Here is a 26,062-nt window from a genome sequence, read left to right on the forward strand (position 1 = left end):
CGTCGCCCCCTGTGCTAAGGTCTGCTGGTCATCGTTAGAGGAAATCAACATGGTGCAGTCTGCCAAACATATCGTGATCCTCACCGGTGCCGGCATCTCGGCCGAGTCCGGTATCAAGACCTTCCGGGCCAGTGACGGCCTCTGGGAGGAGCACAGGGTTGAGGATGTCGCCACCCCGGAAGGCTATGCCCGGGATCCCGAGCTGGTGCAGGGCTTCTACAATGCCCGTCGCCAGCACCTGCAAAGTGCCGACATTCACCCCAATCCCGCTCACTATGCCCTGGCCCGCCTCGAGCGCCTGCTGCCCGGGCGCGTGACCCTGGTAACCCAGAACATCGATAACCTGCACGGGGAGGCGGGCAGCAAGAATCTCATCCACATGCACGGTGAGCTGCTCAAGGCCCGCTGTCCGGCATCGGGTCAGGTGGTGGAGTGGCGAGGGGATCTGCATCAGGACGAGCTCTGCGCCTGCTGCCAGTTCCCGCAACCCCTGAGGCCCCACGTGGTCTGGTTCGGGGAGATGCCCCTCGGGCTGGATCGCATCTATGCCGCCCTGGCCCAGTGCGATCTCTTCATCGCCATCGGCACCTCGGGGGCCGTCTACCCGGCGGCCGGCTTCGTCCACGAGGCGGGGCTCAACGGTGCTCATACCATAGAGCTCAATCTGGAACCGAGCGAAGTGGGCAGCCAGTTCGACGAGAAGCGCTACGGCCCGGCCTCGGTGCTGGTACCCGCCTTCGTGGACGAATTGCTGCTCTCCCTTGGGGTGCACCAGCCCAAGGCCGTCTCGGGGCATAACTGGATGGAGATGCGCGGCCCCTGACTATTGTGTTGTTGCACAGTTGCATTGATTCGCTGAAGTCGCCACACTGACCATTAAAGTATCGGGTGCAGCTGGCGCAACCTCTCATGGACATCTTGAAGCAATGGATTGCTGGTCTCCTGCTGGTGCTGATCACATTCGGCGCCCAGGCCTCTTCCCCCCTGTTGCAGCTGGCACTGGCTGACAAGCAGGTCATCACCTTGGACGAAGCGGCGCTGGCAGTCCTGCCAGAGACCGAGTTCGAAACGGCCACCCCCTGGACCACGGGCGTGCACCGTTACCGTGGCCCGACTCTGGCATCCGTGCTGGCGGCGCAGGGCGTCAAGCAGGCGCGCCTCATCGAGGCGGTCGGTCTCAACGGCTATCGCCAGCAACTGGATCTCTCCCTGTTTGCCGGTGTACCCCTGACCCTGGTGCGGTTTGAGGATGATAAGCCACTGACCCGCCGCAACAAGGGGCCGCTCTGGCTGTTGATGCCATTCTCCGCCTATCCGGCACTCGATGTCTCCGCCATCCATAGCTGCATGGTGTGGCAAGTTGTCCGCATCGAGGTCATCCAATGAGTCGTCGCCAGCGCCATAACCTGCTGCTGGCCGCCATCTCCTTGCTGTTTCTGTTCTCCTCTGTGTGGGGGCTCTTCCTCCAGAATCGTCATGAACAGCTTGTCGACATCTTCTATCGCAACACCCACTGGAATATCAGTCAGGCCATGCTGGAGTCCCAGCGCTTCCTGTTCGATCTGAGGCTCTATCGAGCAGGCAAGCTCGGCATGGAGACCCTGAGCCTGGATTACGATCTGCTGTGGAACCGGCTGGACGTGTTTCTCATCAGCAGTGAGACCGCCGATGCCCGCGCTCGCCACGGCCTTGGCGAGGTGCTGGCGCAACTGTTTGCCCAGATCAAGCTGCTGGAACCCCAGATGCAGGCCGGTGCCTTGCAGGAAGGGGCCGTTCTGGACAGGACCGAAGCCAGGATCGCGGAGCTGACCCGTCAGGTGGAGCAGATAGGGGAGCAGATCCTCTCGGGCCAGGAGCGGGAGGCCTCGGTCAATCAGTTGCGTCAGAGCCTGTTCTGGCTGCAGATCTGGCAACTCCTGCTGCTGGTGACCGGGGGCATACTGGTGTTTGCCCTCATTCGCACCAACTTGCAAAACCGCCGCCTCTCCCTGCTCGATCCCATGACGCGTCTCGGCAACCGCCGCGCCCTGCAGGGGCAGCTGCGCCAATCGCTGCTCAAGAGCCGAGCCCTCGGGCTGGTGGTGCTGGATCTCAAGCGCTTCAAACAGGTCAATGATCAGCTCGGCTATCAGGTGGGGGATCGCCTGCTGCAGACGGTGGCGGCCAAGTTGAGGCAGGCCCATCCCAACCGGGCCTATCGGCTGGGGGGGGATGAATTCGCGGTGATCCTGCACGGGGATCTGCCGCGGCTGGAGTCCCAGATGATCGCCCTGCACGATATCTTGCGCTTCGAGTTCGTCACCCGGGAGAGCAGCTTCGACCTCGCCTGTCGCTTCGGGGTGGCCCTGGCCGACGGGGTGGGGGATATGAACCTGTTGCAGGAGCAGGCGATCCTGGCTCTCAACCAGGCCAAGCGGGACAACCAGTCCCTGATCTGGTTCCAGCCCGCCATGCAGGAGGCGCTCAAGCGGGATCACCAGCAGCTGCAGCTGCTGCGCAATTGGCTGGCGGGCAACGGGCTTGCGCCGCTGGAAAGCGTCTTTGAGGATCTCGAGGATGAGAGTGCTCTGCCCGTGGCGGCCATCCGCCTGCGCTGGCGAGTGGGGCAGCAGGCGTGCGCCATGGGCTGGATGCAGGAGCGGGGCATACTGGGACCCGTGGTCTCGCGGCTCCTCTCCGACGCCGTCGGTCCCTTGCCGCTGATGCTGGAACTGGAGCAGCAGGGACAACTGGCCCATCTGCTCGCCTATTTACCGCTCTTGCCCGCTGGCGCCGTGATCCTGGCGTTGCCCACCCTGAGCGATGATCCTGAACTGCTGGCCAAGCTGCAACAGAGTGGCTGCGTGCTGGCGCTGAGGGAGCTTGGCAGCCGCACGCCGGATCTGCTGCGGGCCGGTTGGCCCCTGCGCTACTGGTTGCCGACGAGCGGCGAGCACGACATTCTGCTGCAGCCTCTGGCGCAGCGACTCGGGTTGCAACGGCTGAGCCACGCCAGGGTAAGCGCCAAGCTGGACGAGTTGATGGGCTAGAGGCTGATCATTCGGATGGGGCGCACGTTAGCCAGCGATTCATGAAAAAGGCGACCCAAGGGTCGCCTTTTTCATGCTCCACGTGCGCTGGCGCTCATGGATGGGGGTAGGGGGCGCAGGAGGCGCGGATCACCAGATCCGGCTCCACGGTGATCAACCGGTTGTCGATGGACTCGCCGTTGATGCGCGCCAGCAGCCGGGTGACCGCGAGGCGACCCAGCTCCTCCTTGGGCTGATTGATGGTGGTCAGCGGTGGTGACATGTACTGGGCGAGGGCCACGTTGTCATAGCCCACCAGGGAGAGATCACGGGGGATGTGCAGGCCCGCCTGATGGGCCGCGCTGATGGCCCCCATGGCCATCATGTCGTTGCAGACGAAGAGCGCGCTGGGGCGATTGGGCTGGGCCAGCAGACGCACCATGGCGTCGTGGCCGCTGGCACAGTCGAAATCCCCCTCCTGGATCCAGGCCGGATTGATGGCCAGTCCCGCCTCCTGCATCGCCCGAGTGAAACCGGCGAGGCGCTGATCGGCGGGGGCGCGGTCGTGGGGGCCCGTGATGCAGCCGATCTCCCTGTGGCCCAGTGCCAGCAGGTGGCGGGTGGCCAGATAGCCCCCCTGATGGGAGTTGTCGGCGATGAGATCCACCTCGCGGCTCTCCATGCCCCAGTCCATCACCACTACCGGCAGGCTCTTGAGCCAGTCGAGTTGATTGAACACCTCCTGCTGCCCCTCGCTGCACATGATGAGCAGGCCATCGACCCGTTTCCTCAGCATCATCTTGAGGTAGGAGAGGGCCGTCTCGGCCTGACCCTCTGTGTTGCCGAGCATCAGGTTGTAGCCCTGTTCGAAGCAGTAGCGCTCCACCCCGCGCACCACCTCCGCGAAGAAGGGGTTGCTGGAGGTGGTGACCAGCATGCCGATGCTGTTGGTCTCCTTCACTTTGAGGCTGCGGGCCACCAGGCTGGGGGCATAGTTGAGGGCCTGCATGGCGGCGAACACCCGCTCCCGGGTCTCCTCGGCCACGAAGCGAGTCTCGTTGATGACGTGGGAGACCGTGGTGGTGGAGACCCCGGCCCGGGCGGCCACTTCCTTGATGTTGGCCATCAGCGACCCTGAACCGCTTGGGCCTGCAGGAAGGCGTCCACCTCGGCCTTGGTCGGGATGGAGCTCTGGGCCCCCAGACGGGTGACCGAGAGGGCCGCCGCGCCGTGGGCGAAGCGCACCGCAGCGTTAAAATCTGCTCCCGCGAGCTCGGCCGCCAGCAGGGCACCGTTGAAGGTATCCCCCGCCGCCGTGGTATCCACCGCCTCGACCCGGAAGCCCGGCACCAGGATCTGGCGATCAGGGCTGCTGCAATAGACTCCCTGAGAGCCCAGGGTGATCATCACCTCCCTAATGCCCATCTGATGGAAGCGGGAGGCCGCCTCGGCGGCGCTGCGCTCGTCGGTCACCCGGATCCCGGTCAGCAGCTCGGCCTCGGTCTGGTTCGGGGTGATGAGATCCACCAGGGCCAGCAGCTCGGTCGACAGCGGCCGGGCCGGGGCCGGGTTCAGCACCACCCGGGTGCCGTGGGCACGGGCCAGACGGGCGGCTTCGAACATGCTCTCAAGCGGCACTTCGAGCTGCAACAGCAGGGTGTGGGCGGCGGCTATCATGGCCTCGTGCTCCCTGACCATGGCGGGGGAGAGGGCGCCGTTGGCCTCGGCGGAGATGCCGATGCTGTTCTCCCCCTCATCGCTCACATAGATGATGGCGATGCCGGTGGGGAGGGCCTTGTCGAGGATCACGGCGCTGACGTCTATGCCGTCGTTGGCGAAGCCATCGCGCATCTGGCGGCCGATGGCGTCATCCCCGACTCGTGCGATAAAGGAGACTTCTGCACCTAACCGGGCGGCGGCCACCGCCTGATTGGCGCCCTTGCCGCCGGGGACAATCTGGTATCCGTGGCCGGTCAGGGTCTCACCGGGGCGGGGAAAGTGGGGGACGCGCAGCACATGGTCCGCATTGACACTGCCGAGCACAACGAGACGATTCATATCAGTCACCCTTGGTTGAGAACATCTTGGCTTGAGTGGGCCCAAGCCGGGAGGTTCTGCTGGAGCACGGTGCGTTTGACACCGAGTGTCAAAGACTCGACGAGGGGGAGGCGAGCCTCCCCCTCCACGCACTTATTTGCTGACGATCTGCAGGGGAACCGGGATGGATTGCTCCACCGGCTGGCCCTTGAGCACCTTGTCGGCGGTTTCCACGCCGATGGCGCCGATCAGCGCCGGCTGCTGGGCCACGGTGGCGGCCAGTTTACCCTTGGCGACGGCGGCCTTGCCATCGTCCGTGCCGTCGAAGCCGACGATCATCACCTCTTTGCCGGCTGCCTGCACGGCGCGGATGGCACCCAGCGCCATCTCGTCATTCTGGGCGAACACCGCCTGCACGCTCGGGTGAGCGGCCATCAGGTTCTCCATGACGTTCAGGCCCTTGGTGCGATCGAAGTCGGCTGGCTGGGAGGCCAGCACCTGCAGCTTGTTCGCGGCCACCGCCAGGGCGAAGCCTTCACCGCGGTCACGGGCGGCTGAGGTACCGGCGATCCCTTCGAGCTGGATCACCTTGGCGCCGGTGCCGAGCTTCTCGGTGATGAAGTCACCGGCCAGTTTGCCGCCCGCCACGTTGTCGGAGGCGATATGGGCCTTGACCTCACCCTGGGCGGCGCCGCGGTCCAGGGTCAGCACCGGGATCTTGGCCTTGTTGGCCAGGCGAATGGCGTTGCCCACGGCTTCTGAGTCGGTCGGGTTGATCAGGATGGCGTTGACCTTGCGCACGGTGAGATCTTCCACGTTGGAGAGCTCCTTGGCCGGGTCATTCTGGGAGTCCAGCACCACCAGGGTGTAGCCGAGCTCCTTGGCCTTGGCCTCGGCCCCTTCCTTCATGGTGACGAAGAAGGGGTTGTTGAGGGTGGAAACCACCATGGCCAGGGTGTTGTCGGCGGCGTGGGCCGTGCCCAGCACGGACATGATGGCGGCGGCGAGCAGGGTATTGAGCTTTTTCATCGTTTCATTCCTTGTGTGTGCGTGGTTAACGTTCTTATCGGGTGCTTTTGTTATCGATCATCACGGCGAGCAGGATCACGCTGGCCTTGGCAATCATCTGGTAATAGGAGGAGACGTCGAGCAGGTTCAGGGCGTTGTTGAGGAAGCCGATGATGAGGGCGCCGATCAGGGTCCCCATGATGCGGCCCTTGCCCCCCATCAGGCTGGTGCCACCCAGTACCACCGCGGCGATGGCGTCCAGCTCATAGCCCATGCCGGCGGTCGGCTGGGCGGACGACAGGCGGGAGGTGACGATGAGGCCGGCCAGGGCCGCGAGGGCGCCACAGAGGCCGTAGACCGCGAGCTTGACCCTGTCCACGTTGATGCCGGAGAGGCGGGTGGCGGATTCGTTGCCGCCGAGGGCGTAGATGTAGCGGCCGAGGCGGGTGTGGTTGAGCATGAACCAGGCCAGCAGGAAGACGATGGCCATCAGCCAGATGGGGGCGGGCAGGCCGAACAGGTAGCCGGTCCCGAGCCAGGCGAAGTGATCCGCCCCATCGCTGAAACCGGTGGAGATGGGACGCCCCTCGGTGTAGACCATGGTCACGCCGCGCAGGGCCGTCATGGTCACCAGGGTGGCGATGAAGGCCTGTACCTTGCCCTTGGCGATGATGAGGCCGCTGATGCTGCCGAGCACGGCGCCAGCCCCAATGGTGAGGGGGACCACCAGCCAGATGGGCAGTTCCATGGCCACCAGGGTCGCGGCCAGGGCACCGCACAGGGCCAGCACCGAGCCCACCGAGAGGTCGATGCCGCCGGTCAGGATGACCAGCGTCATGCCGACGGCGATGATGGCGTTGACCGAGGTCTGGCGCAGGATGTTGAGCAGGTTGTCGGCGGTGAAGAAGTTCGGGCTCAGGAAGGAGACCACGCCGATCAGCACCAAGAGGGCGACCAGGGATTTGTTCTCGATCCACCACGCCTTGCTCATGAGACCGCGGCGGGGAAGGGTTTGGGTTGTCATCGTTGTGCCTCTTGCTCTGCTTGCCACTGTTTGCCCACGGCGGCCGCCATCAGTTTCTCCTGATTGGCGTCCTGGGTGTTAAATTCTGCGCTGATGCGCCCTTCGTGCATCACCAGGATGCGGTCGCTCATGCCGAGCACTTCCGGCATCTCGGAGGAGACCAGGATGATGCTCATCCCCTCCTTCTTGAACTGGTTGATGAGCTGATAAATTTCCTTCTTGGCCCCCACGTCCACGCCGCGGGTGGGCTCGTCCAGGATCAGCACCTTGGGGCGGGTGAGCAGCCCCTTGGCGATGGCCACCTTCTGCTGGTTGCCGCCGGAGAGCAGCTTGATGAGCTGTTCGCTGCTGGGGGTCTTGATGTTGAACAGACGCACGTAGTCAGCCACCGCCTGGCGCTCCGCCTTGCCGTCGATCTTGCCGCTCTTGTTGAACTCGTTTAAGGCGCACAGGCTCATGTTTTCACGCACCGAGAGCTCCAGCACCAGGCCATCCCCCTTGCGATCCTCGGAGATGTAGGCGATGCCGGCCCCCAGCCCGTCGGCGGGGCTGCGGGGTTGCAAGTCATGACCATCCACCTGGATCTGACCACCCGTGATGTTGCTGGCGCCGTAGATAAGCTTCATCAGCTCGGTGCGGCCGGATCCCATGAGGCCGCTGAAGCCCAGGATCTCTCCCTGGCGCAGGGTGAAGCTCACCCCTTGCACGCCGGGGCCTGCCAGATCCCGCACCTGCAGGCTGACGGGGCCGAGCTCGCGCTTGAGGCGCGGATACTGCTCCTCCAGCCGGCGGCCCACCATCATCTCGATGATCTTGTCTTCATCGAGCTCGCTCACGGACGCCTGGCCTATCCACTTGCCGTCCCGCAACACGGTGACCTGATCGCAGATCTGGAAGATCTCTTTCAGGCGGTGGGAGATGTAGACGATGCCGCAGCCCTGCTCGCGCAGCTCGCGGATGACCGCAAACAGCTGATCCGTCTCTGTGTCGGTGAGGGCGTCGGTGGGCTCATCCATGATGATGACGCTGGCATCGAACGACAGCGCCTTGGCGATCTCCACCATCTGCTGCTCGCCGATGGAGAGATCTCCGAGCCGGGTATCCGGGCCGTGCTTGACCCCGAGGCGCGCCAGCAGGGCGCTCGCCCGTTCCCGCAGTTGCTTGTGATCGATGTTGCCAAAGCGGGTGCGCGGCTCGCGGCCGAGGAAGATGTTGGCGGCGATGGAGAGCTCGGGCAGTAGGTTCAGCTCCTGGTGGATGATGCTGATCCCCTGATCCTGAGAGTCGCGCGGCCCCTTGAAGTGGACCGGCTGGCCGCGATAGCTGATGCTGCCCGCGTCGGCCTGATAGATGCCGGTCAGCACCTTCATCAGGGTTGACTTGCCGGCGCCGTTTTCACCGAGCAGGGCCATCACCTGACCCGGATAGACCCGCAGGCCCGCCTCATCGAGGGCGCGCACCCCGGGGAAGGTCTTGACGATCCCGGTGAGCTCCAGAATGGGCGAGGGGGCCGAGGAGGTTGTGCTCATTTGCAGCTTCCTTTGAGGGCTGGTTTGAGGGCCATGTCTGGCCGCTTAGAACGCCACGCCGGCGCAGAGAATGAGGTTGGCGTAAGGGGTGACCTCGCCGCTGCGGACGATGGCCTGGCTCTGGTGGGAGCGGGCCTTGAACACCTCGTGCAGGCAGTACTCGATGGTGATGGGTTTGCCCTGATCACGGGCGTGCTCCGCAATCTGATCGAGCAGGGCCTGATGGGCCAGGGGGCTGACCGTCTTGAGCTCGCTCGCCATGATGACCTTCTCCACCACCAGATCGGTGAACAGGGCGGCCACTACTGTCTGCAGGCTGGGGGTGCCCGCCATCAGCGCCAGATCGATGCGCTCTGGACCGACCGGAATGGGCAGCCCTGCATCGCAGACGGTGATCTCGTCGGTATGACCCATACGTGCCACCAGGGCACTCAGGGGAGCATTGAGCAGTACGCCTCGTTTCATACAACACCTCTTTCTCGCAGCCGGGGGGCGCCGCCCCTCTGTGCTTGCGTTTATTCAGCAAGGCAACCGGTTACGCAACCGGTTGCGTCATGGGTGCAAGATAGGCGTTATCCGTTAACAGATCTAGAAACAGATGGCGAAAATGTGAAAACGATCTCAATGCGGGGTCAGGGTGGAGCACAAATGGGGCCAGCAGGGTGCTGGCCCCGTGAGGTGTCAGATAATCAGGCCTTGCTGCACGGCGGGGCGGGTCAGCATACGCCGGGTATGGGCCGCCACCCTGGGGAAGGCTTCGATGTCGACACCATCGCTCTCGAGCCAGCTGGCGACCACGAAGAGATAGATGTCCGCCAGGCTGAAGTTATCCCCCAGCACCCAGGGACCGGCCAGATAGTGGTTCTCTATCTCGGCGAAGCCGTCGCGCATGTTCTGCGGCATCTTGGCCTTCATGGCGGCGATGGCCTGATCGTCATCGGCCCAGCGGCTGCCACGGCGGCCATGGGCGTGGGCGACGTGCACGGTGGAGACCAGGAAGCTGTTGACCTCCTGCATGCGGGCCAGCAGGAAGGGATCGTCCAGGGGGGCGAGCCCGGCAGCCGGGAAGCGCTGGGCCACATAGAGCAGCAGGGCCGGGGTTTCGGTCAGCACGCCACGCTCGGTCACCAGGGCCGGTACCCGTCCCTTGGGGTTGATGGCCAGGTATTCGGGGGAGCGCTGCTCGCCGGCGGCGAAGTCCACGAGCCTGACTTGGTGCGGGGCATTCGCCTCCACCAGGGCGATGCGTACCGCCATGGCGCAGGTGCCGGGGGCGAGATAGAGGGTCAGTTCTGACATCTTGAGATCCTTAGGCTAACGATGTGGCAGGGAGAGAACGCCCGGGGAGCTCCGGGGCGCCTTGGGCATCCTACCCCCATGTCGTGCGAGGGCCAAGCGAGTAGGATAGAGTGCCGCGAAAGAGGCGCTGATTCCAGGGATCTTGTAGGGAAAAACCGGGGACTTATGCGTGAAATCAATGGCTTTCTGAACAGAAGATAACAGGAAAAACGGCTACGCATGCCCGGTCAAATCGCTATAATGTGCCACCTTGATAGTCGTTTTCGATGTTGGATAGTCAATTGAGTAATAAAATTCGGATCGGTGGAACCCTCGAACAGTCCCTCAACCAGGGATATCGTCTGGACCTGCAAGGGGTGCTGAAGGAGGGCTGGCAACAGACACGGCGCACCGGTTTCGGCCTGGCGCTGGCCATCGCCGGCGTCATGGCGATCTGGATCCTGTTGAGCAATACCCTGCTGACCCCCTATGTGGGCGCCGAGGGGGATATGGACATGGCCCTGGTGCTGAGCCTGCTCATCACCGTCATCATGTCCCCTATGACCTCCTCCCTCGACATGCTGGGCTTGCAGCAATCCGTGGGGGTCCGAGCCCGGCCTAACCAGGTGTTCGACTTCTTTCGCCACTTCCTGCGCCTGGGTTCCCTGAGCCTGCTCGGCAGCCTCATCACCAGCCTGTTTGGCCCCTTGTTCGAACTGGTGGGATTGCCTGTGATGCTGGCTTTCATCCCCTCGGCCCTGGTCGGCATGGGGTTGGTGTTCACCGTCCCCCTGGTGCTGGAGCGCGGCTTGTCCCCCGCCCATGCCATCCTGGTCTCCCTCAAGTTGTTTGCCCGCGGCTGGCCCAGTATAGTGCTGCTGCACGGCGTCATGCTGGCGCTCTTCTTCGTGGCGCTCATCCCCATGGGGCTTGGCCTCATCTGGGTGGCCCCCCTCTACTTCAACTGCAAGGGGATCCTCTATCGGGATCTGTGCGGGGTCGCCGTCGAGGTGACCGAGGTGGGGGAGAGCGGCCCGTCCCAGGGGCCGGACCATTTCAACGCCTGACGGGCGCATTGCAAAAGGATTGCAGATGAAAAAGACAGGCGCGGCCACCCTGCTGCTGTTACCGGTACTCGGGCTGGCGCAGCCCGCCCTTGCGTCGCAGCAACTGGAGCTGCAATACGCCACCTTCTACAGCCAGATGAAGACGGCCGCCAAAGGGGATTTTGGGGATGCCCGGCTCGGCTTTTATCTGACCGATCCGCAAAATGGCCGGCGCTGCACCCTGAGCTCGGCCCGTGTCTCGACCGCGGAGCGGGAGGTGCCCGCCGAGGTGACGGTGGATGACGAGCTGCGCCTGCCCTACGACGACGATCTCAACCTGGACAAGGCCAGCGTCTGGGTCGAACTGGGCGAGCCCCACGAGCGCTGCGATCTGTCGGTGCAGGTGATGGCCGACGCCCCTAGAGGGGAGCTAATGGTGAGCGAGTTGCAGGCTCGCCAGCTGCAGATGCAGGCCCTGCTGGACAAGCTGGCGGGCATGATCGGCAAGCACTTCCTGCCGAAGATGGAAGGGGTGCGCATCAGCCTGGTCAGCCCGAGTGGCACCGCCTATCTCATCGACGGCGCCCGCCAGTTGGCGCTCTCCTGGAAAGATGGGCAACTGCTCTTGAGCCAGGCCCAGCTCGCGGACTTCGCCAAAGGCAAGCTGCAACTTGATGTGGAGGTCTTGCGACTGACCCCCTGGCTACATCAAGGCTGAACCTTGGGAAAATGAGACATAAAAAAGGAGCGCCAGGCGCTCCTTTTTTGTTGCTCGTGGGATGAGGGTTCAACGCACCTCGATCACATCCAGCACGTCCATCTCGTCGATGTTGAGCAGAGGGGCTGTGGGCAGCTCGGGGGGATCGAACGCCTTGTCGCCACCATCTATGATGCCGGAATCCCGGTTGATGCTCTTGAAGTCAAACAGGTTGTGGTCGAGCAGATGGCTCGGCACCACGTCCTGGATGGCGGTGAACATGGTCTCGATACGACCCGGGAAGCGGCGATCCCAATCCTGCATCATCTGCTTGATGGCCTTGCGCTGCAGGTTCTCCTGGGAGCCGCACAGGTTGCAGGGGATGATGGGGAAGGCCTTCACCTCGGCGTAACGCACGAGATCCTTCTCCTTGCAGTAGGCCAGCGGGCGGATCACCACGTTCTTGCCGTCGTCGCTCACCAGCTTGGGGGGCATGGATTTCAGCTTGCCGCCGTAGAACATGTTGAGGAACAGGGTCTCGAGGATGTCGTCCCTGTGATGGCCGAGGGCAATCTTGGTGCAGCCGAGCTCCTGGGCGGTACGGTACAGGATACCGCGGCGTAGGCGGGAGCAGAGGGCGCAGGTGGTCTTGCCTTCCGGTACCTTGTCCTTGACGATGGAGTAGGTGTCTTCCTCGACGATCTTGAAGTCGACGCCCAGGGTAGCCAGATACTCGGGCAGCACGTGCTCGGGGAAGCCGGGTTGCTTCTGATCCAGGTTCACGGCCACGAGATCGAAATGGATGGGGGCGCTGGCCTTGAGGCTCATCAGGATGTCCAGCATGGCGAAGCTGTCCTTGCCGCCGGACAGGCACACCATGATCTTGTCGCCATCTTCAATCATGTTGAAGTCGGCGATGGCCTGGCCCACATTGCGCCGCAGGCGTTTCTGCAGCTTGTTGAAACTGTATTTCTCTTTGGCGTTAAGCTCTTCTAGCATGGCCTCAAACCCGGGACAAAAATAAGCGGCTTATTATAGCCATGTCCCGGGGCAGGGCAAGAAACGCTTATGTCGGATGACGTCTGTCATCAACCGGGCAGCTGTAATCGTCCGGCTTGAGGATCAGGATGTCGCAGTTGAGCCGATCGACCACGTGTTCGGCTGTGTTGCCGAGCAGGGCGGCGGAGAGACCGGTGCGACCGACGCAACCCATGATCATCAGGGTGGACTTCAGGTTGTCGGCCATGTCGGGCAGTACCTCCTCCGGCAGGCCCTCCGCCACTCGGGTCCACATGTGGCCGATGCCGAACTGATCCGCATGCTCGCGCAGCAGATCCTCGTGATGCTTGCGGATGGCGTCGTTGTAGGCGTTGGGATCAAACTCGGGCAGCTCGATGGCCACGTTGACCGGGGTGCCCGGGTAGGTGTTGACCAGATAGAGGTTGGCGCCGAGCAAGTCGGCGATGGCAGCCCCCTCGCGGGTGATGCGCTCGTTGAGCACCTTCTGCTCCAGATCGTCGCTGGAGCAGTTGATGGCGGCGATGATGTTACCACCCCGCTGCCAGTGCCCCTCTTTCACCAGCAGCACGGGGCAGGGGCATTTGCGCAGCAGATGCCAGTCGGTGGGGGTGAAGATGAAGGTCTGCAGGAAGGAGTGCTTGTGGGTCGCCTTGACCACGAGATCGTGGCGCTGGGCCAGCACCTCCTGGATGACGCATTCGAACGGGCGGTTATGCCACATCACCTTGACGTCGCACTCCAGCCCCCTGGCGCGATAGGGCTGCAGTATCTCTTCCAGCCACTCCCGGCGCTGGGAGATCACCCCGTGACGCATCTCTTCGCGCTCATCCACCGACAGCATGGCGGTCATCTCGTATGAGAAGTCGTAGATGGTCAGCAGCAGGGTCAGCTGGGCGCCCGCGTCCAGCTCGGCAACCTTGACCGCACGCTCGAGGGCGATCTGGCGCTCCTCTTCGGGGTTGATCACCACCAGAATGTTTCGGTATTTGACCATGGTTCTCCTCCTTGGCAAAAAACGCCAATGATGGCAGCTCTTTAGCCTTTACAGCTTAGTCCAAGGGGAGGGGCAATAAGGTGGGCCGGATCAAAATTCGGGGCGAACAGACCCGGCCGAGAATGAATTAAGGGAGGGGGGATCAGCCGCAGGCGGGACGGGTTGCACCGGCCATGACGCCGAGGGCCACATGATCCAGCACCGTGATGTACTTGCCCTTGACGCTGATGAGGCCGGACTTCTGGAAACGGCCGAGCAGACGGCTGATGGTCTCGACGGTGAGGCCGAGGTAGTTGCCGATGTCGCCACGGGTCATGGAGAGGCGGAACTCCTTGGCGGAGAAGCCGCGCTCGGAGAAACGCACCGACAGGTTGTGCAGGAAGGCGGCGAGGCGCTCCTCCGCATTCTTCTTGGAGAGCAGCAGGATCATCTCCTGATCCCCCATGATCTCGTTGCTCATCAGTCGCATGATCTGCTGGCGGAGCTTCGGCATCTTGCCGGAGAGGTCGTCCAGCACGTCGAACGGGATCTCGCACACCATGGCGGTTTCCAACGCCTGGGCGAAGGAGGGGTGGGCCTGCTTGTGGATGGCGTCGAAGCCGACCAGATCACCGGCGAGGTGGAAGGCGGTGATCTGCTCGTCCCCCTGCTCTGTGATGGTGTAAGACTTGATGGTCCCGGAGCGGATGGCGTAGAGGGACTTGAGCTCATCGCCGGCCTTGAACAGTTCTTCACCCTTCTGGATCGGCTTCTTGCGCTCGATGATGCTGTCGAGCTGATCGAGTTCGTTGTCGTTCAGGGTGAAGGGGATGCAGAGCTGGCTGATGCTGCAATCCTGGCAATGAATTGCACAGCCACCGCTCTGAATACGTCTGCCAGGTTTCTTGTCCGGGATCATAGGCTCAAATGAATAATTGATTTATATCAAACAAGTTTACCACCAACTCATCCGTTTTGGATAGGGTTTCAAAAGGATGTGATCCCGTTCCAGAGGGTGTGCAGGCCGTAGAAGATGAGCAGCAGGGCTCCTCCCAGGCGCAGGCTGCGCAGGGTCAGCCAGTAGCGCAAGCGGTCGGCCAGGCCCCCCAGAGCAAACAGGGTCGGCAGGGTGCCTAGGCCGAAAAAGAGCATGATGAGGGCCCCGCCGCGGGCCGATCCCGCCGCCGCACTCCAGGTCAGCATGGAGTAGACCAGGCCGCAGGGTAGCCAGCCCCACACCATGCCAAAGGGGAGGGCCTGCAGGGGGGTACGGAAGGGGAGGAATCGACCGGCCAGCGGTTTGATATAGGGCCAAAGCGTCGCCCCCATGCGCTCAAGCAGCAGCACCCCCTGCCACCAGCCCACGAGATAGAGGCCGAGGGCTATCATCAGGAGCGCCGCGATGAGGCGCAAACCGGCGAGGGCATGCTTGCCGGCCCCCAGTTCACTGGTGGTGGCCAGCAAGCCGCCCACCAGGGCCCCCGTGATGACGTAGCTCAGGATCCGCCCGAGGTTGTAGTTGAGCAGATAACCGAGGCGTCCCCAGAAGTGCTGACTCTTCGGGGGAATCGCCATGGACAGTGCCGCCGAGACCCCGCCGCACATGCCGATGCAGTGACCCGAGCCCGCCAGCCCCACCAGCAGGGCCCCCATCAGGTCAAGGCTGCTGGTCATGGCGCCCCTTGCTCTCATCCTCTGGGCCCTTGTCCTCAGCCTTGGCGACCGGTTGCTCCTCATCGAACAGGATGTTCGAACCCTGCCGGTCGAGATCCTCGAACTGCTCGGAGCGAATGGCCCAGAAGAAGACCACACCCGCGATGATGACGAACAGGATGGCGATGGGAATGAGGACGAAAATGATGTTCATGGTCTCTACCTGAGTGTGCCGCTCGCGACTAAGCCCCATGGTAACCCTGTTCGGGCCCGGCGCCAGCCGCCATCGGCGAGAAATGTGGCCTGCCACGCAGGCAGGCCGTGCAATCGATAGTTGGGATCAGCGGTTGAGCCGCATGGAGTTGGTCACCACGATGAGGGAGCTCAGAGACATGCCCGCCGCCGCCAGATAGGGGGGCAGCCAGCCACTCGCCGCCAGCGGCAGCACCAGCAGGTTGTAGCCGATGGACCAGGCGAAGTTCTCTTTGATGATCTTGCGGGTACGCAGCGCCAGGGTACGGGCCGCCAGCAGACGGGAGAGATCGTCCGCCAGCAGGATGGCATCGGCGCTGTTTTTCGCCAGATCCGTGCCGCCCGCCATGGCGAAGGAGGCGTGGGCTCCCGCCAGCACGGGGGCGTCGTTGATGCCATCCCCCACCATGATGCTGATGTCTCCGGCGGCTTCCCGCCCCTTGAGATAGGCGAGCTTGCCATCCGGGGTCGCCCCCTTGATGAGCTCATCCACCCCGAGCTCGCGCGCCACCACATCGGCGGCGGCCGAGCCATCGCCGGTCAATATGGTGGTCTTGAGGCCGGCAGCCTGGAAGGCAGCAATGAGCTCCCTGGCGTCCGCCCGCACCGTATCGGCCAGGGTGAAGCGGGCGAGCAGTCGGGTCTCATCTGCCAGGTAGATGACGAGGCCGCCCTCCTGCTTGTCCGCGTCCATATCGTCAGCCAGACCCAGCCAGCGGGCGCTGCCGATCCGGTATTGGGTACCGGCAATCATGCCCTGGACGCCGTGACCTATGACCGGGGTCACGTCGCTCGCCGCCAGCAGCAGATCCGTGGAGGTAGCGCGTTTGAAGGCGCGGGCGATGGGATGCTCTGAGTAGGCCTCCAGGGTGCGGGCGATGGCGAGGCACTCGGCCTCGTCGAGTCCGGCCAGGGGCTGGGTGCTCACCAGGCGGATGTTGCCCGTGGTCAGGGTGCCTGTCTTGTCCATCACCACCCGGTTGGCGCGAGTCAGCACGTCCAGCACGTGCCCGCGGCGCAGCAGTATGCCGCTGCGGGTGAGGTGGGCGGTGGCCGAGGTGAGCGCCGTGGGGGTGGCGAGCGACAGGGCGCAGGGGCAGGTCGCCACCAGCACCGCCAAGGTGACCCAGAAGGCGCGCTCGGGGGCGTGGAAGTGCCAGAAGGTCCAGACCCCGGCGGCGATCACCAGCAGCACCAGGATGAAGTGGCGGGAGAGTACGTCCGCCAGTTGGGCGATGGCGGGCTTGTCGTCCAGTGCGTGATCCTGCAGTCGCATGATCTGGGCCAGACGCGACTCCTCGATGGGGTGGCTGACCCGGATCTCCAGCGGCGCATCCGTATTGATGGTGCCGGCGAAGACGGGCTCCCCAATCTGCTTGAGCAGGGGCAGCTGCTCGCCGGTCAGCATGGACTCATCGAGGCTGGCGGCCCCCGTCACTATGATGCCGTCGGCGGGCAGGGTGGCCCCCGCCAGCACCCGCACTCTGTCGCCTGTGCGCAGCGTCTTGGCGGCCACCTCGTGCTCCCCCTCCTCGTCGATGCGGGTGGCCATGATGGGCACTAGCCGCGCCAGGTTGGAGCTCGACTCCGATGCCTTGCGCCTGGCCCGCAGCTCGAGCAACCGCCCCAGCAGCAGGAAGAAGACGAACATGGTGATGGAGTCGTAATAGACCTCCCCCGTGTTGAACACCGTGGCCCAGATGGAGGCGACGAAGGCGCCGATGAGTGCCAGGGAGACCGACACATCCATGGAGAGGTGGCCCTGTTTCAGGGCACGCCAGGCCCCCACGTAGAACGGCTGGGCGGAGTAGATCATGATGGGGGTCGAGAGCAGCAGGCTTATCCACTTGAAGTAGATCATGAACTCCTCTTCAACGCTGATGAAGAGGTCCATGTAGAGCGCCACCGCACACATCATCACCTGCATGGAGCCAAGTCCAGCCAGCGCCATGCGGAACATGTAGCTGCGCACCTCGCGGGCGTAGAGCGCCTCCTGTTGGTGGGTCTGGAAGGGGTAGGCGCGATAGCCAATCTTGGCGAAGCCCTTGAGGATGTCGCTCAAGGAGAGCCGGTCGGGATCCCACTTGATGCGGGCGCGATGGGTGGTGGTGTTGACGTTGACATAGTGCAGGCCGGGGAGTCCCATCAGGTGGCGTTCAATCAACCAGGCACAGGCGGCACAGGTGAGCCCCTCTACGCTGAGCTGGATCTCGCGAAGTGTCTGACTGCCAGAGCCGGTTTCCACGACGAAGTCCTGCTGCACCTCAGCCAGATCGTAGTGGGTCATGGCGGCCAGTTCGCTCGGCACCAGTTCCCCCTTGATGCCGGGGGCGGTGCGATGCTCGTAATAGCTAGCGAGGCCGCATTCGAGGATGGTCTGCGCCACGGCCTGGCAGCCGGGACAGCACATGGGTTGCACTATGCCCTTGATCTCGAGGGCATAATCACTGCCAGTGGGAACCGGTTCACCGCAGTGAAAACAGCCGGTCATGGTATATCCCTCCTTGGGAGTGGCGGGGAGCCTGGGGAGAACGCCGGCTCTGAGCGAACCGGTCACTGAGCTCAGCGGCCCTTGGGATCGAGCTCTACCGCCGTGCCGGTCGGCAGGTGCACCGTCTCTTGCAGGCGCCACTCGTGGTTGAAGGCATCGACCCGGATGTGCCACTTGCCGCTGAGGGGCTTGTCCAGCATCAGGCGATAGACGCCCTTGCCATCGGCGGTCACCAGATGCTCGCTGTCATGGCCTGCCAGAGTGGGGTGGAACAGGGAGACATGCAGGGCCTGGCCACGGGGGAAATCCCCGGACAGGGGATTTAAGGTCAGTTCGTTGCCCTTGACCTCGAGGGCGATGCGGATGCTCAGGGCTGCGGCGCGATCGAACTTGCTGAGATCCTGATTGATCTCCTTGCCCTGTTTGTAATAGTCCTCGGCCACCAGATTGACCCCATCCTTGCTGGCGATGATGGCGGTGGCGATGCTGCCGACCACGGCGGCACAGGGGAGGGCGATGATGAACCAGGGCCAGAACTGGCGATACCAGGGTTGAGTCATAGTTGCTACTGCCGTGAAACTTATGCTTAACGAATGGAGGGGTTTTAGCCAACACAAGATAACAAAAAGCCCCGAAGAGTCGAGGCTTTTTGCTGCGTAATCACGTGCTTATCACATGTTACTGCGCTTTTTGTCCCTCGTTGTGGGACAGGCTGTAGACATAGGATGCCAGCAGTTGCACCTTGTCTTCCCCCAGGATGTCCTTCCAGGCGGGCATGACCCCGTGACGACCGTGGGTGATGGTCTGCTCCACCACCTGACGGGAGCCGCCGTAGAGCCAGGTGTTGTTGGTGAGATCCGGCGCGCCGAAGGCGATACCGCCCTTGGCATCCGGGCCGTGACAGGCGGCACACATGGCAAAGCGTGCCTCGCCCTTCTTGGCTTCCACCAGATCCACCTTGCGACCGGACAGGCTCAGCACATAGGAGGCCACCTCCTTCACCCCGTCCTGACCCAGGATCTCACCCCAGGCGGCCATGACCCCCTGACGACCACCCATGATGGTGGTCTTGATCTGGTCAGGCGCGCCGCCCCATTGCCATTCGCTGTCGGTCAGGTTCGGGAAGCCGCGACCGCCGCGGGCATCGGAGCCGTGGCACTGGGAGCAGTTCTGCAGGAAGAGGCGCTGACCCACCTTGCGGGCCTCCGGATCGGCGGCGATCTCCTCGATGGGGCGATAGCTCTTGCCGTCCGCCTGATAGGCCAGTTCCCGGAACTTGGCGCCATAGACCTCGTCAGCCTTGGCGAGCTCCCGATCGTACTCGACCGCGCGTCCCTCGGCCTTGGCGGAGGCCGCCGCCGCCTTGGACTCTTCCAGGGAACGAATGTCCTGGTTCGAGCTCTGCCAGCCCAGCAACCCCTTGAAGTTGCCGAGGCCCGGGAAGGCGAGCAGGTAGATGAGTCCGGTGACGATGAAGAAGATGAACATGTAGGACCACCACTTGGGCAGCGGGTTGTTGATCTCCTCGATACCGTCGAAGGCGTGGCCCATGGACTTGCCTTCCTCGGCCCCCAGCTTGTCCTTCATGCACCAGAGCAGCAGCAGGAAGCAGCCGATGATGGTGCCCAGACTTATCACGGTGACAAAAATGCTAAACAGAGTGCTCATTATTGCTTCGCTCCTGCGTTCTTGTTATCAGCACTGGGTTGCTCATCGTCGGCAAAAACCAGGTTGGCGGCCTCGTCGAAGGAGGCCTTGCGGCGCTTGCTGTAGGCCCAGACGATGATGGCGATCATGATGACCATCAGCAGCAGGGTGTACAGGCCGCGAAATGTACCGTAATCCATTTCCCGACTCCTTATTTCAGGGCATGACCCAGTGATTGCAGATAGGCGACCAGGGCATCGAGCTCTGTCTTGCCCTTCACCGCTTCGCCGGCGTCCGCGATATCGGCGTCGGTATAGGGCACGCCGAAGTGATCCCGGAACAGGGCCAGCTTCTTGCCGGTCAGCTCGCCGCTCAGCACGTTGGTCTCGAGCCAGGGGAAGGCGGGCATGTTGGACTCGGGCACCACGTCCCGCGGGTTGATGAGGTGGGCACGGTGCCAGTCATCGGAGTAGCGGCCGCCGACCCGGGCCAGATCCGGACCGGTGCGCTTGGAGCCCCACAGGAAGGGGTGCTCCCAGACGCTCTCGCCGGCGACCGAGTAGTGGCCGTAGCGCTCGGTCTCGGCGCGGAACGGACGGATCATCTGGCTGTGGCAGACGTTGCAGCCTTCGCGGATGAAGATATCGCGCCCTTCCATCTGCAGGGCGGTGTAGGGCTTGAGGCCCTCCACCGGTTCCGTGGTCTGCTTCTGGAAGAACAATGGGGTGATCTCCACCAGGCCCCCCAGGCTGATGGCAAAGATGATGCCGACCACCAGCATGGGAACGCTTTTTTCAAATATTTCGTGACGGTTATTGTTGCTCATGGCGTGACCTCTTCAATCAGGCTGGCTGTGCGACGGGTTCGAGGGAACCCTTGGGCGCAGTGATGGTGCGATAGGCGTTGTAGGCCATCAGCAGCATGCCGGTGACGAAGAAGCAGCCACCCAGGAAGCGCACGAAGTAGAAGGGGTAAGAGGCCTGCAGGGCTTCCACGAAGCTGTAGGTCAGGGTGCCGTCGTCGTTGACCGCGCGCCACATCAGGCCCTGCATCACACCGGAAATCCACATGGAGACGATGTAGAGCACGGTGCCCACGGTCGCCAGCCAGAAGTGAACGTTGATGAGCTTGATGCTGTACATGCGACCTTGGTTGAACAGGTTCGGGATCAGGTGATACACGGCGCCGATGGATACCATGGCAACCCAGCCCAGGGCACCGGAGTGGACGTGACCTATGGTCCAGTCGGTGTAGTGGGAGAGGGCGTTGACCGTCTTGATGGCCATCATGGGGCCTTCGAAGGTGGACATGCCGTAGAACGACAGGGAGACGATCAGGAAGCGCAGGATGGGGTCATAGCGCAGTTTGTGCCAGGCACCGGACAGAGTCATGATGCCGTTGATCATGCCGCCCCAGGAGGGGACGAACAGGATGAGGGACATCACCATGCCGAGGGACTGTGCCCAGTCGGGCAGCGCTGTGTAGTGCAAATGGTGCGGACCGGCCCAGATGTAGAGGGAGATCAGCGCCCAGAAGTGCACGATGGAGAGACGGTAGGAGTAGACAGGGCGACCGGCCTGCTTGGGCACGAAGTAGTACATCATGCCGAGGAAGCCCGCGGTCAGCAGGAAGCCTACCGCGTTGTGGCCATACCACCACTGCACCATGGCATCCATGGCCCCCGAATACATGGAGTAGGACTTCATGCCGGAGAGCGGTACCTCCATGTTGTTGACGATGTGCAGCACGGCCACCGTGATGATGAAGGCGCCGAAGAACCAGTTCGCCACATAGATGTGGGAGGTGGTGCGCTTGGCCAGGGTCCCGAAGAAGACCACGGCGTAGGCGACCCAGACCACGGTAATGGCGATGTCGATGGGCCACTCCAGCTCGGCATACTCTTTGGAGCTGGTGTATCCCAGTGGCAACGAGATGGCGGCCGAGAGGATGATGGCCTGCCAGCCCCAGAACACGAAGGAGGCAAGGCCGCCACCAAACAGCCGGGTCTGGCAGGTGCGCTGCACCACGTAGAAGGAGGTGGCCATCAGGGCGCTGCAGCCGAACGCGAAGATGACCGCGTTGGTGTGCAGGGGACGCAGGCGGCTGTAGGTCAGCCAGGGGGTGTCGAAGTTGAGGGCAGGCCAGATCAGCTGGGCTGCAATCAGTACGCCCACCGACATACCGACAATTCCCCAGACAATCGTCATGACGGTGAACTGACGTACAACGGTGTAGTTGTACTCAGGATGGTTCGTTGTGTGGCTCATCGTTGTATTCCGCTTCCGATGCTGTTGTTTGTTTTTTGTCCGGCAATCAGGACCATTTTCATGCCAAATTTGCCGACTTCCTCTCGTTAACATCTGTTAATAAAAGGAAAAGCAAAATGTGGATAAATGAAAATTCATTGGGAATGATACTGAACTGACCGGTAAAATAACAGTACAAACAGTGATATATTTGGCTCTGACGGGTCTCGTTGTCGCCAGTTTTTTACCTTGCGCGAGATCACGAAAATGGCATTTTTTACGTACCTTACAAGGTTGTTTTTTCATGAAAGAGAGACTCACTTCACGCAAAATCGGGCACTTGATGCTGGTGCTGGCCATTTTACTCGCCCTGATGGCGTATCGAACCTGGTTCTGGTCCCCGAACGGGGCGGATATCGCGGGGAAAAATGATCAGATTTGTGATCTGTCCCACAGCTCCTGCGCGCTCGTGATCGGGGACAAGCCCCTCTCGGCCAGTGTCGCGAGCCTGCCGGTCAAGGCTGAACATGACTTCAGTCTGCGTCTTCAGGGGGGGGATCCCGCCATCACCCCGACCCAGGCCTGGCTCGAGGGGAAGGAGATGTTCATGGGCCGGATCCCGGTACAGTTTGACGCCATCGAGGGGGGCTGGCAGGGAACGGCCCAGGTGGGTTCCTGCACCTCGGCGACCATGACCTGGCTGCTCAACATCCAGTGGAGCAATGGCCAGCGCCAACAGCTGGCGCTCTCCGTCGTCCGTTAAGTCTGCGTATTATTTGGCGCCAAGCGGGGGGCATCCGTGAAATTTGATTTGAATTTTTCAGGTGGGACTGTACCTTGCATTCATTATCAAGGAGTGAAGTTCATTTAATCATGATTGAAAAACAAGCATTTTATCGCACCCTGAACCAGCAGGCCCAGGCGCTGCTGGAAGGGGAGCCGGATCGTATCGCCACCCTGGCGAACCTCTCCGCCCTGCTCAATCAGGAGCTCGCCGACATCAACTGGGTAGGCTTCTACCTGCTGCAAGGGGAGACGCTGGTGCTCGGCCCCTTCCAGGGCAAGCCCGCCTGCGTGCGTATTCCGGTTGGCCGCGGTGTCTGCGGTACGGCGGTGTCCGAGGGCAAGACCCAGCTGGTGGACGACGTGCATCAGTTCGTCGGTCACATCGCCTGTGACGGTGCCAGCAACTCGGAAATCGTGATCCCCCTTCGCCACAATGGCAAGATCATCGGGGTGCTGGATATCGATAGTCCGATTTTTAACCGTTTCGACGAGCAGGACCGACTCGGCCTCGAAGAAACGGTGCAAATTTTGGAAAGCATGCTCTAAGTCATTGCTAGATGGTTCGCAAAAGGCCCCAAGCTCTCTATAATAGGGCCTTTGTTGTGTTCGGGCATGCCCGTGCGTCTATATGAAAGCCAAGGTTATACATGGAAAACACTGAAAAGCTGAAGAACAGTAAAGAGATCGTTGCCTACCTGGTCGAGAAATTCCCGGCCTGCTTCATCGCTGAAGGAGAGGCCAAGCCACTCAAGATTGGCATCTTCCAGGATCTGGCCGCGCGTCTTGCTGACGACGAGAGAGTCTCCAAGACCATGCTGCGCTCTGCTCTGCGTCAATACACCTCCAGCTGGCGTTACCTGCATGGCCTCAAGGCTGGCCAGGCCCGTGTCGATCTGGACGGCAACCCCGGTGAGCTCTTGACCGAAGAGCACATCGAGCATGCCAAACAGGCCCTCAAAGAGAGCAAAGAGCGTGTCTTTGCCAGCCGTCGCACCAACACCAAGGAGAAGGAAGACAAGCCCAAGCAGCCCCGTCGTCCGGCTCCGCGCAAGGCCGATGCCGCTCGCGCCGACAAACCCAAGGCCGCGCCCAAGGCAGCTCCCGCAGTGGACGCTCCCCTGGTGAAGGTGGATGCCGCTACCCTGAAAGTGGATCAGGGCGTGCGCGTCGTGCTGGGCAAGTCGCCGGTGCCCGCCACCATCAAGGAAGTGACCAAGGATGACGTACAGGTTCAATTGCAGACCGGCATGATGCTGCGGGTCAAGTTCGAGCACCTGGTTCTCTAAGGAGACACATGTTGAAGCATGGCGTAATTCGTTTTTCCCTCGTTGCCTGTAGCCTGGCGCTTGCCGGGCTTGCACAGGCCATCGAGCCGGTGCTCAAGGAAAGTGATTTGCCTGTGTTGGCTCAAGAGAGCCAACATGCTACGGCCAGCAAGCGAATTACCAATCTGTTTACCCGCTCCCATTACAAGCAGTTCAAGCTGGATGATGCCTTCTCCACGGTTGTCTTTGACAAATACCTGGAGAATCTGGATTACAGCCGCAACCTGTTTTTGGCCTCTGATATCAGCCGCTTTGAAAAGTACCGTAACGGTTTTGACACCGACCTCGAGAGAGGACGGCTGGCGCCCGCCTACGAGATGTTCAACCTGAGTCAGCAGCGGCGTTATGAGCGGTTCGAATACGCCCTCAAACTGCTCGACACTCCCTTCGATTTTACCCAGAAAGACAACTACATCTTCGATCGGGAAGGGGCTCCCTGGCCCAAGGATGAGGCCGAACTCAACGAGTTGTGGCGTCAGCGGGTCAAGTTCGACGCCCTGAGCCTCAAGCTCAGCGGCAAGGAGTGGCCCGAGATCAAGGAGCTGCTTGGCAAGCGTTACAACAACGCCATCAAGCGGATGTCCCAGACCGAGAGCGAGGACGTGTTCCAGCTCTTCATGAACTCCTTCGCCCGCGCCATCGAGCCACACACCAGCTACCTGTCACCGCGCAGTGCCGATCGCTTCAACACCGAGATGAACCTCTCGCTGGAAGGGATTGGGGCCGTGCTGCAGGCGGAAGATGACTTCACCGTCATCCGCTCCTTGGTGCCGGGCGGCCCGGCCGCCAAGTCCAATCACCTGAAGCCCGATGACAAGATCACCGGGGTAGGGCAGGACGATGGTAAGATTGTCGATGTGATCGGCTGGCGTCTCGATGACGTAGTCGAACTCATCAAGGGCCCGAAAGGCAGCAAGGTGAAGCTGGAGATCCAGCGCGGCAAGGGCGCCAACGCCAAGACCGAGCTGGTGGAGCTGACCCGCGACAAGGTGCGCCTGGAAGACAGGGCCGCCAAGTCCAAGGTGATCACCGCGGAAGGCAAGAAGATAGGGGTACTCGAGATCCCGAGCTTCTATGTCAACCTGCACGATGACGTCATCAAGGAGCTCTCCAGCCTGAACAAGCAGAAGATCGATGGTCTTATCGTCGATCTGCGCGGCAACGGCGGTGGCGCCCTGACGGAAGCCTCTGCCCTGAGCGGCCTCTTCTTCGGCAGTGGTCCCGTGGTGCAAATTCGCGATCACATGGGCCGGATCACGGTCAATGGGGACGACGATGGCAACGTCTACTATGGCGGCCCCATGTCGGTGCTGATCGACAGATACAGCGCCTCGGCCTCCGAGATCTTTGCCGCAGCCATGCAGGATTACGGCCGCGCCCTGATCCTGGGTGAGAACTCGTTTGGCAAGGGCACGGTGCAGCAACATCGCAGCCTCGCCAAGGTGTACGACTTCTACGAGCAGCCACTCGGCCACGTGCAGTACACCATCGCCAAGTTCTACCGGATCAACGGTGGCAGCACCCAGAACAAGGGCGTCGCACCGGACATCAGCTTCCCCACCGCCGTCTCGCCGGACGAGACCGGGGAGAGCCGGGAGTTCAACGCGCTGCCCTGGGACAAGATCGCCTCGGCGGGTTACACCAGGCTCGGGGACTTCAGCGGCATGCTGGCCAAGCTGAAGACGGATCACGAGGCGCGGATCAACAAGGATCCCGAGTTCGCCTACGTGTTGCAGGACATCAAGGAGTATCAGGCGGACAAGGACAAGAAGTCTGTCTCCCTGAACGAAGCCGAGCGACTGGCCGAACAGGCCAAGCAGGACGAGAAGGCGCTGGCGCGAGCCAACGAGCGACTGGCCCGTCTTGGCAAGCCGGTGGTGAAGAGCCTGGATGATCTGCCGACCGACTTCGAGGCACCCGACGAGTATCAGATAGAAGCCGCCAACATCACGGCGGATCTGGCCACCCTCAGCAAGAAGAGCTGATGCTGGCAAAGTAATGGCAAGGGCGACTCGGGTCGCCCTTTCTTTTGCCTGAATGCA

The 26,062-nt window shown here is 62.2% G+C and carries 27 protein-coding genes; 9 read left to right on the plus strand and 18 right to left on the minus strand.

Annotated elements, in window-relative coordinates; all coding sequences use genetic code 11:
- The first annotated feature begins 49 nt into the window (after nucleotides 1–49).
- The 3 genes from cobB (at nucleotide 50) to ACRCYW_RS15030 (ending at nucleotide 3,029) form a co-directional block, all read left to right on the plus strand.
- On the plus strand, nucleotides 50–823 hold the full coding sequence (cobB, locus tag ACRCYW_RS15020) for a Sir2 family NAD+-dependent deacetylase (protein WP_438550859.1): 774 nt from the start codon (nucleotides 50–52) through the stop codon (nucleotides 821–823).
- An 86-nt stretch (nucleotides 824–909) separates the two neighbouring features.
- The gene (locus ACRCYW_RS15025; protein ID WP_438550860.1) at nucleotides 910–1,386 is read left to right on the plus strand and encodes a hypothetical protein; all 477 of its coding nucleotides are present in this window, start codon (nucleotides 910–912) and stop codon (nucleotides 1,384–1,386) included.
- Nucleotides 1,383–3,029 (plus strand): diguanylate cyclase domain-containing protein, encoded by a 1,647-nt coding sequence (locus ACRCYW_RS15030; RefSeq protein ID WP_438550861.1) that lies wholly within the window; start codon nucleotides 1,383–1,385, stop codon nucleotides 3,027–3,029. Before ACRCYW_RS15025 ends, ACRCYW_RS15030 begins: the two co-directional genes overlap by 4 nt.
- Nucleotides 3,030–3,123: 94 nt before the next feature.
- On the opposite strand, the gene ACRCYW_RS15035 is transcribed toward ACRCYW_RS15030, so the two are convergent.
- The 7 genes from ACRCYW_RS15035 to ACRCYW_RS15065 form a co-directional block, all read right to left on the minus strand.
- Nucleotides 3,124–4,134 (minus strand): substrate-binding domain-containing protein, encoded by a 1,011-nt coding sequence (locus ACRCYW_RS15035; RefSeq protein ID WP_438550862.1) that lies wholly within the window; start codon nucleotides 4,132–4,134, stop codon nucleotides 3,124–3,126.
- On the minus strand, nucleotides 4,134–5,066 hold the full coding sequence (rbsK, locus tag ACRCYW_RS15040; RefSeq protein WP_438550863.1) for a ribokinase: 933 nt from the start codon (nucleotides 5,064–5,066) through the stop codon (nucleotides 4,134–4,136). Before rbsK ends, ACRCYW_RS15035 begins: the two co-directional genes overlap by 1 nt.
- A gap of 132 nt (nucleotides 5,067–5,198) precedes the next feature.
- Nucleotides 5,199–6,074, minus strand: a complete 876-nt coding sequence (rbsB, locus tag ACRCYW_RS15045; RefSeq protein WP_438550864.1) for a ribose ABC transporter substrate-binding protein RbsB — start codon at nucleotides 6,072–6,074, stop codon at nucleotides 5,199–5,201.
- Nucleotides 6,075–6,108: 34 nt separating this feature from the next.
- Nucleotides 6,109–7,077, minus strand: coding sequence for a ribose ABC transporter permease (gene rbsC, locus ACRCYW_RS15050; protein ID WP_349922308.1), 969 nt, complete (start codon nucleotides 7,075–7,077; stop codon nucleotides 6,109–6,111).
- Nucleotides 7,074–8,606, minus strand: coding sequence for a ribose ABC transporter ATP-binding protein RbsA (rbsA, locus tag ACRCYW_RS15055; protein ID WP_438550865.1), 1,533 nt, complete (start codon nucleotides 8,604–8,606; stop codon nucleotides 7,074–7,076). Before rbsA ends, rbsC begins: the two co-directional genes overlap by 4 nt.
- Nucleotides 8,607–8,651: 45 nt before the next feature.
- Complete coding sequence (gene rbsD, locus ACRCYW_RS15060) at nucleotides 8,652–9,071, minus strand: D-ribose pyranase (RefSeq protein ID WP_438550866.1); 420 nt, start codon at nucleotides 9,069–9,071, stop codon at nucleotides 8,652–8,654.
- A 216-nt stretch (nucleotides 9,072–9,287) separates the two neighbouring features.
- A complete protein-coding gene (locus ACRCYW_RS15065; RefSeq protein ID WP_438550867.1) occupies nucleotides 9,288–9,905 on the minus strand; it encodes a glutathione S-transferase family protein in 618 nt (205 codons plus the stop codon).
- A 266-nt stretch (nucleotides 9,906–10,171) separates the two neighbouring features.
- Here ACRCYW_RS15065 and ACRCYW_RS15070 point away from each other — a divergent pair, with 266 nt between their 5' ends.
- Together ACRCYW_RS15070 and ACRCYW_RS15075 are read left to right on the plus strand one after the other, a co-directional pair.
- On the plus strand, nucleotides 10,172–10,951 hold the full coding sequence (locus tag ACRCYW_RS15070; RefSeq protein ID WP_438550868.1) for a hypothetical protein: 780 nt from the start codon (nucleotides 10,172–10,174) through the stop codon (nucleotides 10,949–10,951).
- 25 nt (nucleotides 10,952–10,976) lie between these two features.
- Nucleotides 10,977–11,648, plus strand: a complete 672-nt coding sequence (locus ACRCYW_RS15075; protein ID WP_438550869.1) for a DUF2987 domain-containing protein — start codon at nucleotides 10,977–10,979, stop codon at nucleotides 11,646–11,648.
- A 69-nt stretch (nucleotides 11,649–11,717) separates the two neighbouring features.
- On the opposite strand, the gene ttcA is transcribed toward ACRCYW_RS15075, so the two are convergent.
- The 11 genes from ttcA to ccoN all read right to left on the minus strand — a co-directional run bounded on the left by ttcA (nucleotide 11,718) and on the right by ccoN (nucleotide 21,930).
- Nucleotides 11,718–12,626: a tRNA 2-thiocytidine(32) synthetase TtcA gene (gene ttcA / locus ACRCYW_RS15080; protein ID WP_438550870.1), complete on the minus strand. Its 909-nt coding sequence runs from the start codon at nucleotides 12,624–12,626 to the stop codon at nucleotides 11,718–11,720.
- A gap of 67 nt (nucleotides 12,627–12,693) precedes the next feature.
- Nucleotides 12,694–13,641, minus strand: coding sequence for a universal stress protein UspE (gene uspE / locus ACRCYW_RS15085; RefSeq protein ID WP_438550871.1), 948 nt, complete (start codon nucleotides 13,639–13,641; stop codon nucleotides 12,694–12,696).
- Between the two features lie 142 nt (nucleotides 13,642–13,783).
- Nucleotides 13,784–14,539 (minus strand): FNR family transcription factor, encoded by a 756-nt coding sequence (locus tag ACRCYW_RS15090; RefSeq protein WP_042653802.1) that lies wholly within the window; start codon nucleotides 14,537–14,539, stop codon nucleotides 13,784–13,786.
- 68 nt (nucleotides 14,540–14,607) lie between these two features.
- Nucleotides 14,608–15,294: a sulfite exporter TauE/SafE family protein gene (locus ACRCYW_RS15095; RefSeq protein ID WP_438550872.1), complete on the minus strand. Its 687-nt coding sequence runs from the start codon at nucleotides 15,292–15,294 to the stop codon at nucleotides 14,608–14,610.
- Entirely contained in the window at nucleotides 15,278–15,487 is a 210-nt protein-coding gene (gene ccoS, locus ACRCYW_RS15100) for a cbb3-type cytochrome oxidase assembly protein CcoS (RefSeq protein WP_438550873.1), read from the minus strand. Before ccoS ends, ACRCYW_RS15095 begins: the two co-directional genes overlap by 17 nt.
- Nucleotides 15,488–15,613: 126 nt before the next feature.
- Entirely contained in the window at nucleotides 15,614–18,016 is a 2,403-nt protein-coding gene (locus ACRCYW_RS15105) for a heavy metal translocating P-type ATPase (RefSeq protein ID WP_438550874.1), read from the minus strand.
- Nucleotides 18,017–18,087: 71 nt separating this feature from the next.
- Nucleotides 18,088–18,576 carry a FixH family protein gene (locus ACRCYW_RS15110; RefSeq protein ID WP_438550875.1) on the minus strand — a complete coding sequence of 163 codons (489 nt, stop codon included), beginning with the start codon at nucleotides 18,574–18,576 and terminating at the stop codon, nucleotides 18,088–18,090.
- 118 nt (nucleotides 18,577–18,694) lie between these two features.
- Complete coding sequence (gene ccoP / locus ACRCYW_RS15115; protein ID WP_438550876.1) at nucleotides 18,695–19,684, minus strand: cytochrome-c oxidase, cbb3-type subunit III; 990 nt, start codon at nucleotides 19,682–19,684, stop codon at nucleotides 18,695–18,697.
- A complete protein-coding gene (locus tag ACRCYW_RS15120) occupies nucleotides 19,684–19,863 on the minus strand; it encodes a cbb3-type cytochrome oxidase subunit 3 (RefSeq protein ID WP_438550877.1) in 180 nt (59 codons plus the stop codon). Before ACRCYW_RS15120 ends, ccoP begins: the two co-directional genes overlap by 1 nt.
- 11 nt (nucleotides 19,864–19,874) lie before the next feature.
- Complete coding sequence (ccoO, locus tag ACRCYW_RS15125; RefSeq protein WP_438550878.1) at nucleotides 19,875–20,489, minus strand: cytochrome-c oxidase, cbb3-type subunit II; 615 nt, start codon at nucleotides 20,487–20,489, stop codon at nucleotides 19,875–19,877.
- Between the two features lie 16 nt (nucleotides 20,490–20,505).
- A complete protein-coding gene (ccoN, locus tag ACRCYW_RS15130; RefSeq protein ID WP_438550879.1) occupies nucleotides 20,506–21,930 on the minus strand; it encodes a cytochrome-c oxidase, cbb3-type subunit I in 1,425 nt (474 codons plus the stop codon).
- A gap of 283 nt (nucleotides 21,931–22,213) precedes the next feature.
- Between ccoN and ACRCYW_RS15135 the strand changes: the two genes are divergently transcribed.
- The 4 genes from ACRCYW_RS15135 to prc all read left to right on the plus strand — a co-directional run bounded on the left by ACRCYW_RS15135 (nucleotide 22,214) and on the right by prc (nucleotide 26,005).
- On the plus strand, nucleotides 22,214–22,672 hold the full coding sequence (locus ACRCYW_RS15135) for a hypothetical protein (protein ID WP_438550880.1): 459 nt from the start codon (nucleotides 22,214–22,216) through the stop codon (nucleotides 22,670–22,672).
- Nucleotides 22,673–22,782: 110 nt separating this feature from the next.
- Nucleotides 22,783–23,241 (plus strand): GAF domain-containing protein, encoded by a 459-nt coding sequence (locus ACRCYW_RS15140; RefSeq protein ID WP_438550881.1) that lies wholly within the window; start codon nucleotides 22,783–22,785, stop codon nucleotides 23,239–23,241.
- Between the two features lie 101 nt (nucleotides 23,242–23,342).
- Complete coding sequence (proQ, locus tag ACRCYW_RS15145; protein ID WP_438550882.1) at nucleotides 23,343–23,981, plus strand: RNA chaperone ProQ; 639 nt, start codon at nucleotides 23,343–23,345, stop codon at nucleotides 23,979–23,981.
- Between the two features lie 8 nt (nucleotides 23,982–23,989).
- Nucleotides 23,990–26,005: a carboxy terminal-processing peptidase gene (prc, locus tag ACRCYW_RS15150; protein ID WP_438550883.1), complete on the plus strand. Its 2,016-nt coding sequence runs from the start codon at nucleotides 23,990–23,992 to the stop codon at nucleotides 26,003–26,005.
- Nucleotides 26,006–26,062: the final 57 nt, after the last annotated feature.

This window comes from Aeromonas sp. (assembly GCF_051657805.1).
Lineage (GTDB): Bacteria > Pseudomonadota > Gammaproteobacteria > Enterobacterales > Aeromonadaceae > Aeromonas.